General features: G+C 70.9%; 10 protein-coding genes. 9 read left to right on the forward strand and 1 reads right to left on the reverse strand.

The features are described 5' to 3' along the window. The 4 genes from groEL to BL253_RS38140 all read left to right on the forward strand — a co-directional run. Positions 1–1,182: chaperonin GroEL (gene groEL, locus BL253_RS38125; protein WP_076822960.1), on the forward strand; the 1,182-nt coding region annotated here is incomplete at its 5' end. 94 nt (positions 1,183–1,276) lie between these two features. Further along, entirely contained in the window at positions 1,277–2,440 is a 1,164-nt protein-coding gene (locus BL253_RS38130) for a glycosyltransferase (RefSeq protein ID WP_076822961.1), read from the forward strand. Beyond that, a complete protein-coding gene (locus tag BL253_RS38135) occupies positions 2,440–3,453 on the forward strand; it encodes a glycosyltransferase (RefSeq protein WP_076822962.1) in 1,014 nt (337 codons plus the stop codon). Before BL253_RS38130 ends, BL253_RS38135 begins: the two co-directional genes overlap by 1 nt. A gap of 77 nt (positions 3,454–3,530) precedes the next feature. Then, the gene (locus BL253_RS38140) at positions 3,531–5,024 is read left to right on the forward strand and encodes a glycoside hydrolase family 130 protein (protein WP_076822963.1); all 1,494 of its coding nucleotides are present in this window, start codon (positions 3,531–3,533) and stop codon (positions 5,022–5,024) included. A 31-nt stretch (positions 5,025–5,055) separates the two neighbouring features. Here the strand turns inward: BL253_RS38140 and BL253_RS38145 are convergent, their stop codons facing one another. Next, positions 5,056–6,057, reverse strand: a complete 1,002-nt coding sequence (locus tag BL253_RS38145; RefSeq protein ID WP_076822964.1) for a glycosyltransferase family 4 protein — start codon at positions 6,055–6,057, stop codon at positions 5,056–5,058. 664 nt (positions 6,058–6,721) lie between these two features. Between BL253_RS38145 and nicT the strand changes: the two genes are divergently transcribed. The 5 genes from nicT to BL253_RS38175 all read left to right on the forward strand — a co-directional run bounded on the left by nicT (position 6,722) and on the right by BL253_RS38175 (position 11,731). Further along, complete coding sequence (gene nicT, locus BL253_RS38150) at positions 6,722–7,912, forward strand: Nickel transporter NicT (protein WP_076822965.1); 1,191 nt, start codon at positions 6,722–6,724, stop codon at positions 7,910–7,912. A gap of 403 nt (positions 7,913–8,315) precedes the next feature. Next, positions 8,316–8,999, forward strand: a complete 684-nt coding sequence (locus BL253_RS38160) for a hypothetical protein (RefSeq protein ID WP_241835517.1) — start codon at positions 8,316–8,318, stop codon at positions 8,997–8,999. A 127-nt stretch (positions 9,000–9,126) separates the two neighbouring features. Further along, the gene (locus BL253_RS38165) at positions 9,127–10,515 is read left to right on the forward strand and encodes a cytochrome P450 (RefSeq protein WP_241835518.1); all 1,389 of its coding nucleotides are present in this window, start codon (positions 9,127–9,129) and stop codon (positions 10,513–10,515) included. A 40-nt stretch (positions 10,516–10,555) separates the two neighbouring features. Continuing rightward, entirely contained in the window at positions 10,556–10,675 is a 120-nt protein-coding gene (locus BL253_RS38170; protein ID WP_476644143.1) for an SDR family oxidoreductase, read from the forward strand. A gap of 189 nt (positions 10,676–10,864) precedes the next feature. Further along, complete coding sequence (locus BL253_RS38175; protein ID WP_076822969.1) at positions 10,865–11,731, forward strand: SMP-30/gluconolactonase/LRE family protein; 867 nt, start codon at positions 10,865–10,867, stop codon at positions 11,729–11,731. Positions 11,732–12,260 lie beyond the last annotated feature (529 nt).

Consider the following 12,260-nt stretch of genomic DNA (forward strand, 5'->3'; position numbering starts at 1 on the left):
ATCTCCGCGGGCGACCCGGCCATCGGCGCCCTGATCGCCGAGGCTCTGGACAAGGTCGGCAAGGAAGGCGTCGTCACCGTCGAGGAGAGCAACACCTTCGGTCTGGAGCTTGAGCTCACCGAGGGYATGCGCTTCGACAAGGGCTACATCTCGCCGTACTTCGTCACGGACGCSGACCGTCAGGAGGCCGTCCTCGACGACCCGTACATCCTGATCGTCAACAGCAAGATCTCGGCTGTGAAGGACCTGCTCCCGCTGCTGGAGAAGGTCATGCAGGCGAGCAAGCCGCTGGTGATCCTCGCCGAGGACGTCGAGGGTGAGGCGCTGGCGACCCTGGTCGTCAACAAGATCCGTGGGACGTTCAAGAGCGTCGCGGTGAAGGCCCCCGGCTTCGGTGACCGTCGTAAGGCGATGCTCGGTGACATCGCGATCCTGACCGGCGGCCAGGTCATCTCCGAGGATGTCGGCCTCAAGGTCGAGGGCACGACCGTCGACCTGCTGGGCAAGGCCCGCAAGGTCGTCGTCACCAAGGACGAGACGACGATCGTCGAGGGCGCTGGTGACACCGACCAGATCTCGGGCCGGGTCTCGCAGATCCGCAACGAGATCGACAAGTCGGACTCGGACTACGACCGCGAGAAGCTGCAGGAGCGGCTGGCGAAGCTCGCCGGCGGCGTCGCGGTCGTGAAGGTGGGCGCGGCGACCGAGGTCGAGCTCAAGGAGAAGAAGCACCGCATCGAGGACGCCGTCTCGAACGCGAAGGCGGCCGTCGAGGAGGGCATCGTCGCCGGCGGTGGCGTCGCCCTGCTCCAGGCCTCCATCAGCGCCTTCGACAAGCTCGACCTGAGCGGCGACGAGCTCACCGGCGCGAACATCGTCAAGCGGGCGATGGAGGCGCCGATCAGGCAGATCGCGGCGAACTCCGGATTCGAGGGCGGGGTCGTGGTCGACAAGGTGCGCAACCTGCCGATCGGCCACGGCCTCGACGCGGCCACCGGCGAATATGGCGACCTGGTCGCCGCCGGCATCGTCGACCCGGTGAAGGTGACCCGCTCGGCGCTGCAGAACGCCGCATCGATCGCGGGCCTGTTCCTCACCATCGAGGTCGTCATCGCAGACAAGCCGGAGTCCGAGGCCGCTGCCGGCGGGGGCGTTCCGGGCGGGGGCGGCATGGGCTTCTGACCCCGCTTCGCCTTCCTGGCCGTCCGCCTAGGCGAGCCCTACGCTCGCGCGCCCGCCGACGGCTTACGTCGGCGCCGACCGGAAGGTGAGCAGGGTGGCCCTGCGCTACGGCTTTCTCAGTACATATCCACCGACCCAGTGCGGGCTCGCCACGTTCACGGCGGCGCTGCGCGAGCACCTGACCGATGTCGTACCCAGGGCGTCCAGCGGGGTGGTGCGCCTGCTGGACGTGCCCGCCGCGCCGGGTCCCCGGCGGGCCGCGCCCGCCGGGGTGGTCGGGGACCTGGTGGCTGGGACCCCAGGCGGTCCGGAGCGAGCTGCCCGGGTGCTGAACGGGTTCGATGTCGCGGTGGTGCAGCACGAGTACGGCATCTATGGCGGCCGGGACGGCGACGAGGTGCTGGAGGTGCTGCACCACCTCGACGTTCCGGTGATCGTCGTCCTGCACACGGTGCTCGTGCACCCGACCCCGCGCCAACGCCACATCCTGGAGGCGGTGGCCGCCGCCGCGGACGCGGTGGTCGTGATGACCGAGACGGCGCGGGCGCGGCTCGCCGCCGGGTACGAGACCGATCAGCGCCGGGTGGTGGTCATCCCGCACGGCGCCGCTGACAACCGCGCCTTCCCACCCGTCCGGGCAGGCCGGCCGACGGTCCTCACCTGGGGGCTGATCGGGCCGGGCAAGGGCATCGAGTGGGGCATCGCGGCGATGGCGGCGCTGACCGACCTCGACCCCGCACCGCGCTACCTCGTCGTCGGCGAGACCCATCCCAAGGTGCTCGCACGGGAAGGCGAGGCGTACCGCGACAGCCTGGTCGCCCAGGCCCGCCGGCTCGGCGTCGCGGGGTCGGTCACGTTCGACGACCGCTACCTCGACGCGGCGTCGCTCGGCGAGCTGGTCCGCGCGGCCGACGTGGTGCTGCTGCCGTACGACTCCCGCGACCAGGTGACCTCCGGCGTTCTCATCGAGGCGGTCGCGGCGCTCAAGCCGATCGTCGCCACCCGCTTCCCGCATGCCGTCGAGCTCCTCGGCGACGGCACCGGCCTGCTCGTGCCACACGGCGACGCCCCGGCCATCGCGGCGGCGGTACGCAGCATCGTCACCGACGACAGCATGACCAGCGGGCTGGCCCGTGCCGCCGCCGCGCGCGCCCCCGACCTGCTGTGGCCCGCGGTCGCCCACCGCTACCGGCGACTCGCCGCCGGCCTGGCCACCCGGACCGGAAACAGCCTGACCAGGCCGTCGGCGGTGGCCTGATGACGGCCGCGTTGTCATTCGATCATCTTTTCCGGCTCAGCGACGACATCGGTCTCTTCGAGCACGCCCTGGGCGCGGTTCCCCGTCGAGAGCACGGCTACTGCGTGGACGACGTCGCCCGCGGGCTGGTCGTCCTCGCCCGCGAGCCGGATCCGCCCTTCGAACAGGTCCGGCTCCTGAAGCGCTACCTGGCCTTTGTCGTCGCGGCGCAGGCGCGGGACGGGTCCGTGTGCAACCGCCGGTCCACCGACGGGCGCTGGCACGGCCAGTCTGGCCTCGGCGACTGGTGGGGCCGTGCCCTGTGGGGGCTGGGTACCGTGGCGGCGCGGGCATCCACCGTGCGGGCACGGGAGACCGCGCTGACCCGGTTCCGGGTCAGCGCCAGCCGGCGCTCCCGCTGGCCGCGGGCGATGACGTTCGCCGCGCTCGGCGCCGGCGAGGTGCTGCTCGCCTACCCGGACCACAGGCCAGCGCGTGACCTGCTCGCCGCCGCCGTCACCGCGATCGGCCCTCTCRGGGTCGACCCGGCCTGGCCTTGGCCGGAGCCGGCGCTGCGCTACGCCAACGCCGCCGTGCCGGAGGCGCTGATCCTTGCCGGAATCTGCCTGCCCGACGAGGCGGCGCTCGCGGCCGGCCTGCGGCTGTTGGCATGGCTACTCGACCTGGAGACCCGCGGCGGCCGGTTGTCGCCGACGCCGGTCGGCGGCCGGCTACCCGGGGGAGACGGCCAGCCCGGCTTCGACCAGCAGCCGATCGAGGCCGCGACCCTCGCCGACGCCTGTGCCCGCGCCTACGACCTCACGGGCCAGACCCGGTGGCTGATCGGGCTCGAACGGGCCCAGGCATGGTTCCTCGGTGACAACGACAGTGTCGTGCCGCTCCTCGACCCCACCACCGGCGGCTGCTGCGACGGTCTCGAGCCACACGGTCGCAACATCAACCAGGGAGCGGAGTCGACCCTCGCGCTGCTCTCGACAGCACAGCATGCCCGTCGCCTGCTGACGGCGCCGTGAGCGCGCGCGGGCAGGCGCGAAGTGGTTCTCCCAAAGGCGAGGACAGCCGTCCAGCGAGTGACCAACGCGGCGACCCGGTGACCTCGAGCCTGCAGGCCGACCTGGTCACCCGGCACCCGACAGCGCTCCGCGCGGACCCCAGCAGGGTCATCGCGAAACTGTTCCTCCCCGGCGAGGAGGGGAACGAGGCGCACTCCCGAGCCGCCGGCATTGTGGACCGGGTGCTGGCACTGCCCGAGAGCGAGGTCGCCGACCTCGTCGCCGGCCTGCTCGCGGTCTTCGCGCCTCGCCACCGGGACTACCGCGACATCCTGGCGCGGCACGCCGTGGTCGTGGCGTCGCGGGTGCGCGCGCCCGCGACCCTCTCGACCGCGCGCACGCTGCTGCTCGGTGCCACCTTCACCGCCGAGTACGCGGTGGAGGGCGCCGCCGTCACCAACCCCTCCGCGGTGCCGCATCCCGACCAGACCGGGCTGCCGCCTGGGGCGTTGCGGGTGGCCGTGAGCCTGCGCTGTATCGGCGAGGGCCACTTGTCGTCCATCGGTTTCGCTGTTGCCGTGGTCGGCCCCGGCCCGATCGTCCGCTTGGAGCCGCGGACCGGTCCGCTCACGGCCGGCACGGCCGTACCGGCCGACTGGGACTCCGGGAGGCTGCGGACAGTCCTCGCCGAGCGGGGGCTCGACGACGAGGTCACCCGGGCTGTCCTCGGCGGTCTGGACGCCCAGCCCGACGGCGGCGACCTCGAGCAGGCCTTCGCCCGGGTGCCCGCCGATCTGCTCCGCCGCCCRCAGGCGCCGGCGATCATGGCCGAGGTGCGCGCCGTCGCCGGGTCGCTGCAGCGGGTCGAGTTCCCGCCGGCCAGCGCCCTGGCCCAGCGGGTGCTGTGGCCGGCCCTCGCCGTCGAGATCAACGGCATGGAGGACGCCCGGTTCGTCCGCTGCACCGCGCCGGACGGCACCGTCGACTACCGGGCGACCTACACCGCCTACGACGGCAGACACACCACCCCGCGGCTGCTGACCAGCCCCGACCTGCGGGTCTTCACCACCTCGCCGCTCACCGGCCCAGCCGCGCGGAACAAGGGCATGGCACTGTTCCCCAGGCTCGTCTCCGGCCGGTACGCCGCGCTGTGCCGCTCCGACGGCGAGACCACCAGCGTCACGACCTCCCGAGACGGCCAGGCGTGGCATCCAGGACGCCCGGTCCACTCGCCTCGAGCGTCCTTCGAGCTTCTGCAGGTCGGCAACTGCGGGTCGCCCATCGAGACGCCGACGGGCTGGCTCGTCCTCACCCACGGCGTCGGACCGATGCGCACCTACACCATCGGGGCGATCCTGCTCGACCTCGACGACCCGACCATCGTGCGCGGGACGCTGCCTGAGCCCCTCCTCACCCCGGCCCCAGCCGAAAGCGACGGCTACGTTCCCAACGTCGTCTACTCCTGCGGAGGCCTGATCCATGACGGCCACCTGTGGCTGCCCTACGGGATTGCGGACGCCCGGATCGGAGTGGCGAGCGTCCCGGTCGACCAGCTGCTCGCCCGGATGACCCGGCCGAGAGCGGACGCATGAGCGGTGACGTCCCGCCGGAGCCCCGCCGGGGTCAGCCGAGTAGTCGCTGGTAGACAGCTAGGTAGTCGGCGACCATGCGGGCCGCGGAGAACCGCCGTTCCGCTGTGAGGCGACAGGCCGCGCGGTCCAGGGAGGCGGCCCGGTCCACAGCTTCCGCGGCCGCCGCCGGCCCGTCCACCAGGAACCCGGTCACCCCCTCGTCGACCACCTCCGGCATGGCGCCTCGCGGGTAGGCCACCACCGGAGTCCCGCAGGCCATCGACTCGACGACCGCCAGCCCGAACGGCTCGTCGAACGCGATCGGGTGCAGCAGGGCCGCCGCTGAGCCGAGCACCTCGGCGCGCTGGCCCGGCCCCACCGAACCGAGGTAGCGAACCCGGTCCCCGTCGACATGCGGCGCCACCTGCTCGGCGAAGTAGCGCTCATCCTGGATGATCCCGCAGATCACCAGCCGGCGGCCGGCGCGGCGGGCGACGTCGATGGCCGCGGCGGTGCCCTTGTCGGGATGGATCCGGCCCAGCACGACCAGGTCCTCCCCACCGGTCGCCGAGAACGGCAACGCCGCCAGGTCGATGCCGTGGTAAACGGTGGCGACGTAGTCAAGCTCCGGGCGCCGGTCGGCCTCGGAGATGGACACGTACGCCGACGCCGCCCGCGCGTACGCCGGGACGATACGGGCGTCCGAGAAACCGTGGACGGTCGTGACCATCGGCGCCCTGGCGTGTGACGCGAATGCCAGCGGCAGCCAGTCGAGATGGTTGTGCACCAGGTCGAACTCGCCCGACCGGGACAGCGCGTGCGCCACGTGCAGCGCCTCCCACACCCGGCCGTCGAGCGCCCCGTCCTCGGCGTACCCGTGCGGGCACACCCCGTCCAGCGTCCCGGCCGTCCGGGAGTCCAGAGTCGCGAACAGGGTCACCTCGATCCCGCGCTCGACCAGGCCCTCCGCGAGCAGACTGGTGATCTGTTCCCACGGACCGTAGTGCCGCGGCGGGGTCCGCCACGCCACCGGTGCGAGCAGCGCGACCTTCATCCGGACGCGGCGATCAGACCGGATATCTCAACCATCAGCGCGACCGCCTTCAACCATGAAAAGCCAGGGAAACTCGGGCGCGAACCTCCGGGAACGCTCAGACCACCGACGTCTCGGGGAGGCGGATCGTACCTCGTCGTACCATTCCGCGCCGCGGGGCTCACGGCCGGTGATGTCGTGGCCCGGGACAGCACCGTTGAGGCCGTCGCCGTGCCGCGTGCCGGTCTCGCCGATCCTCACCGGCCCCGCGCGGCATCGTCGTGCGGCGGGTGGACAAGGTCCGGGTCACCGTCAGGCTCACCTCCGATCGGGACCAGGATCGTCGCTCGGCGGCTCGGTTGGGGGCCTCGGTATGAGATCGCGACAGCGGCAGCGCGCGTCCAGACCGCGACATCACTAGTTGCGAAGCTCTCGCAATAACGACATCATGGCACCGTGACTGTGCTGGCGGAGCTACGAAGTCCTCCCGCCAGCTGGAGGTACTGCGCCAGTTGGAGAGGCTCCGCCCGGTCCACTCGGTGATCGTGGGCGCCTGGACATCACCAGGCTCCAGCAAGATCAGAAGGGCGTCTCGCGGGCAGGTCCCAGCGGGGCCGGGTTTTTCGCCGATCCGCTCCTGAGAGTCGCGCACCCGCGCCTGCTCCCCGTAGCAAGGAGACACCACGTGGCTCACCCAGCTCCCGGCGCCAGCGAGCCCTCCCTGTCAACGGGGCTGACACAGTTTCGGCAGAGCCTCAGCGGCGCGGACAGGCGGTCCCTGGCCGGGATGACCGCCTTCATCATCCTGCTCCACGTGCTGGGCTTCGTCGTCCTGCTCACCCTGGTCACCCCGCACGGCTACCACCTCGGCGGCGACCACCCGACCTTCACCGCCGGCGTGGGCGTCCTCGCCTACACCTTCGGCCTTCGGCACGCCTTCGACGCCGACCACATCGCCGCCGTCGACAACGCGACCCGCAAGCTCATCGCCGACAACGTCGCCAAGGAAGCGGCCGGCGCGGGCCGCCAGCGCCGGCCCCTGTCCGTCGGGTTCTGGTTCTCCCTCGGCCACTCGACCATCGTCTTCGCGCTGGCCTTCCTGCTCTCCATCGGCATCAAGTCCCTGGTCGGCCCCGTCGAGGACGACTCCTCCAAGCTGCACACCATCACCGGCGTCATCGGCCCGTCCGTCTCCGGCGTCTTCCTCTGGATCCTCGGGATTCTCAACCTCGCCGCCCTGATCGGCATCCTGAAGGTCTTCCGCGAGATGCGGAACGGGCGGTACGACGAGCAGGAGCTGGAACGGCGTCTCGACTCCCGCGGCTTCATGAACCGCTTCCTCGGCGGCTTGACGAAGAGCGTCACGAAGCCTTGGAACATCTACCCGGTCGGCGTTCTGTTCGGGCTCGGCTTCGACACCGCCACCGAGGTCGGCCTCCTCGTGATGGCCGGTGGCGCCGCCGCGTTCAATCTGCCCTTCTACTCGATCCTGGTCCTGCCGATCCTGTTCGCCGCCGGTATGTGCCTCATGGACACGATCGACGGCGTCTTCATGAACGCCGCCTACGGCTGGGCCTTCGCCCGCCCCGTCCGCAAGGTCTTCTACAATCTGACGATCACCACCATCTCCGTGGTCGTCGCCCTCGTCATCGGCACCATCGAACTCGTCGGCGTCCTCGCCGACCGGTTCACGATCGAGTCCGGACCGCTCGCCTGGATCGCCAGCATCAACCTCGACTACACCGGCTACGCCATCGTCGGGCTCTTCTTTGTAGCCTGGGGCGTCGCGCTGGCCATCTGGTACTTCGGCCGCGTCGAGGAACGCTGGACCGCCAACCTGTCCACCGAGCCGGCACCTACCACCGAATCAGTCTGACCGCGCCGCCAGACTGACCCCGGTCACCCGCGGAAGGCCGGATGCTGAGACTGCCAGTGGGCCTTGACGACGTCCCGGCACTGGCCCGCCTGAACGAGCAACTGGTCGAGGGCGAAGGGCGCGACAATCACCCGTCCTGCCTTGTTCCTGGTGGAGGCCTGGTAGAGGTCCGCCTGGAGTCGCCGGTCCGTTTCCATGATCTGGTGGGATTTTCGGAGTGATGGCGCCGAAAATCCCACCAGATCATGACCGGCTCGCGCGTCTGGGCTCAAGGTGCGCGACGTGGCGCGGGCATCTGGCCGGGCGGACCGCGTCGAGGGTGTGCTGACAGACTCCGGGTATGGAGTGGTCGTGGCTCACCGGCTCGTACCATGACCAGTTTGTCAGGACCGGTCGTCAGCCGTTGCTGCTTCTTCTCGTGGGCCTGGTCGGTGGGTTCCTGTTCATCAGAACCTCCGCCCGCCTCATTCGGGCCAAAGTTCGATGGTGGCCGGGAAACGTCTCGGCCGGCGGAGTGCACATACACCACGAGTTCGTCGGCGTTCTCATGATGCTCACGGCCGGCACGATCAGCTTCGCCATCGGCGACGTCCGCTTGTGGCGGGACATCCTCGCGCTCCTCTTCGGGATCGGTGCCGGCCTCGTTCTCGACGAATTCGCCCTCCTGCTCCACCTGAAGGACGTCTACTGGACCAAGGAGGGCAGGTCTTCCGTTGACGCTGTCATCGTTGCCACGGCTCTGACCGGACTTCTCCTGGTACGTGCGGCGCCCTTCGGCCTGGACGACATCAGTGACGACGAACGCTCCGCCCGCTGGACACTCGTGGCGGTGGTGCTGTTCAACCTGTCGCTTACCGTGCTGACCGCGATCAAGGGAAAACCCTGGGTGGCGATGGTCAGCGTCTTCGTGACCRTCGTCGGGATCTGGGGCGTCCTGCGACTCGCCGCCCCCGGCAGTCCATGGGCGCGGCGCCGCTACGACCAACCGAAGCTGGCGCGGGCCAGGGAACGGGCCGCGCTCTGGGGCAGGCGACGCGAGCGCGTGTTCTCGCTCATCGCCGGAGCCGACACCCCTGACTCCTCGTAGCCAGGAACAGTCGCCCGGACCCGCCCAGCCCAGACCCGCCCCGGCCCGCCTCGCCCGGCCCGGCTTCCACCCGCCGCGTTCCGTGGTGTGCCTCCCCAGTGGAACCACGGCGGGCTAGTTTGGTCGTATGCCTACGGACCAGGGCATTCGGCCGGCTCGCGGCGGAGAACAGGCAGCGGCGCCGCCCGGGAGGCTCCCGCGGCTGCTGGGCCGGATGCGCGATGACGCCCGGTCGACCGTGTACTGGGGCGCGGCCCATGAGCTTCCCCGCGTCGTCGTGCGGACGGCGGCGCGGCGGGGTGACCTGCAGGGCCGGCTGATCGTCGCGGGCGCCGGTGGGGGAGAGGTCTGGGACGCGGTCGAGCAGGTGCGCCGCGCCGGGCCGCTCTACCGCGGCCGGTTCGCGTTCCTGACCGTGGACCACGCCGTCACGCGGGAGGTGCTCGCCGGCGGTGACTTCCGGGCCGGCAGCCCGGTCAGGACCGGTGGCCTGCTGGGCGGCCTGATGGCCCGGACCGCGCCCGACCTGCTGCACCCCATGGAGCCGCCGTCGCTGCTGGTCACGGAACCGCCCACGCACACCCGGCACCGCCAGCTGGTCAGCCGGGTGTTCACCGCGCGGGCCGTCCAGAACCTGCGGACGCGCACGGAACAGATAGCGTCCGAGCTCCTCGACGGCCTGGCCACCGCCGCGGCCGCGGGCGAGCCCGTGGACCTGGTCGCCGCGTACTGCGCCCTGCTGCCGGTCACCGTCATCTCCGAGATTCTCGGGGTTCCGCCCGGCGAGCGGCCCCGAGTGCTGGCGCTGGGGTCCGGCGTCGCGCCGAGCCTCGACTTCGGGCTGGGCTTCTGGCAGTTCCGGTCCGTCACCGCGGCCATGCGGGACTTCGAGTCGTGGCTGACGGGGCACATCGCCCAGCTGCGGCGCGAGCGGGGCGAGGACCTGCTGAGCCAGCTCATCGCGGCCCGCGACCAGGACGGCGGGCTCGACGAGAGCGAGCTGAAGTCGATCGCCGGCCTGGTGCTCGCGGCCGGCTTCGAGACGACGGTGAACCTGCTCGGCAACGGGATCGCCCTGCTGAGTGGGCATCCGGAGCAGCTCGGGCGGCTGCGGGGCCAGCCGGAGCTGTGGCCGGGCGCGGTCGAGGAGATCCTCCGGATCGACCCGCCGGTGCTCCTCACGGGGCGCATCAGCACCCGGGACCTCGACGTCCGCGGCGTCGAGGTCCCGGCGGGGTCCTACGTCGTGACGGTCCTCGCCGGCGCGAACCGGGACCCGAAGGTGTTCGCCGAGCCGGAGACGTTCGACGTCGCCCGCGCCAACGCCCGGGACCACGTCTCGTTCTCCGCCGGCCGGCACTTCTGCCTGGGGGCCTCGCTCGCCCGGATGGAGGGCGAGGTCGGCCTGCGCGCGTTCTTCGACCGGTACCCGGACGCGACGCCGCTCCCGGGCGCCCGCCGCCGCTCCAACCGCGTCCTGCGCGGCTGGAGCCGCCTGCCCGCCCGCCTGTCCTGACCTCCCGCCCGACATGCCAACCCGTCGGTGACCGCTGTTTGTGCCCTGCCGCGGCCCGCGGCACGAGCTCGACGCAGCCGTCGTCCTTCTCGCGAGTCCGGCCTCGTCCTACGTCACCGGCACCACCCTCGCCGTCGACGGAGGGATGTCGGGCCACTGACGGCGCCGACGGCGGCCTCGCCACCCGCCGCCCGCCGCGGTCTCGTGACCTACCGCGGTTTCGCGGCCCGGCGGCTCGGCGGGCCAGTGGTCGACCGAGTTCACCCGATTGGACACAATGTCGGTCCGTGTGCCCGATTCGGTCCGGGTGCTCGACTCGGTTCGCCCGGTGCGACATGGAGGTCCGCCCATGAAGGTCCTGGCCAGTGGCTTGCGGTTCCCCGAAGGACCGATCGCGCTCGACGACGGCTCGGTGCTCGTGGTCGAGATCGAGGGCGGCGCGCTGACCCGCGTCGAGGCGGACGGCACGGTGTCGCCCGTCCACTGCGGCGGCGGTCCCAACGGTGCGGCGCTCGGGCCCGACGGAGCCGTCTATGTCTGCAACAACGGTGGGCTGGCGTTCAAGACCGAGGACGGGATCCGGTTTCCCTACTGGATGGCCGAGGGCAACGAGGGTGGATACATCCAGCGGGTCGACCTGTCCATGGGAAGCGTCGAGGTCGTGTTCACGCAGGTCGAGGGCACGCCCATCGGCAACCTCAACGACATCGTGTTCGACGAGTCGGGCGCGTGCTACATCGTCGACACCACCCGCGGTGTGCTGTATTACGCCGACCCCGTGGCGGGAACGATCGGGATCGCTGAGGAAGGGCTCGAGTACCCCAACGGGATGGGACTGTCGCCGGACGGCACGAAGCTGTACGCGTCGGAGACCTACTCGGGGCGGGTGCTCGCCTGGGACGTGAAGGCGCCCGGCATCCTCAGCGGGAAGACCGAGCTGTACTCGACCGGTGGCGAGTATCACTGGGACGGCCTGGCGGTCGACGGGGCCGGCAACGTCTGCGCCTCGAACCTGGAGAAGTCGGGGATCACGGTGATCAGCCCGGCCGGAGACGTGCTCCGGGAGTTCGTGACACCCGAGCGCGACCCGTACGTCACCAATATCTGCTTCGGCGGCCCGGACGGCGACACCGCGTTCATCTGCTCAGCGGGGCGCGGGATTCTCTACTCGCTCCAGTGGCCCTGGCCAGGCCTTCGGCTCAACTTCGCGCACTGAGCGGCTGGGCCGGCTGGGCCGGCTGGGCCGGCTGGGCGATGGAGCCCGAAGATTCGGTCAGATGACGCTGTGCCTGCGGAGGCCGCAGATGCCATCGAGGACGGTGCCGGCGGCCACCGACGCCCTCGTGGGCGTGTATATGCACGGTCATTGGCGTAAGCGGCATCCTGGCCAGCTCGGCCTATTGGTTGTCCGGGACGAGACACCGGCCGTATTCTTTCGGCACGAGTCGTCGACCAGCTTCGGGAAAAGGAGGAACTTCTGGTCGCCGGGCCGCTGGTGAGTGTATTTGCGGGTGCATGACCACCCGTAACTGGTCAGGTCTCGTAGATCGTTTGTTTTTCGTTCCCCGGCCGGCTGGGACGCTTTGATGGCTTGGCGGTCCTGGGGCGTTGGTGTGGCGTGGTTGATCGGCCCGTAGGGTCCGGGTGTGTCCGATGATCCGCCTGCGCCGCCGGTGCCGTCGTATGACGAGCTCGCGGCGCTGGTGGTGAGCCTGCAGGCGGATCTCGCGCGGGCGTTGACACGG

The sequence above is a fragment of the Pseudofrankia asymbiotica genome, from assembly GCF_001983105.1.
Lineage (GTDB): Bacteria > Actinomycetota > Actinomycetes > Frankiales > Frankiaceae > Pseudofrankia > Pseudofrankia asymbiotica.

Excerpts from the sequence above, each read along its gene's own strand:
- BL253_RS38145 (WP_076822964.1), bottom strand. The coding sequence starts at position 6,057 with ATGAAGGTCGCGCTGCTCGCACCGGTGGCGTGGCGGACCCCGCCGCGG.
- BL253_RS38165 (WP_241835518.1), top strand. The coding sequence starts at position 9,127 with ATGCCTACGGACCAGGGCATTCGGCCGGCTCGCGGCGGAGAACAGGCA.
- BL253_RS38175 (WP_076822969.1), top strand. The coding sequence starts at position 10,865 with ATGAAGGTCCTGGCCAGTGGCTTGCGGTTCCCCGAAGGACCGATCGCG.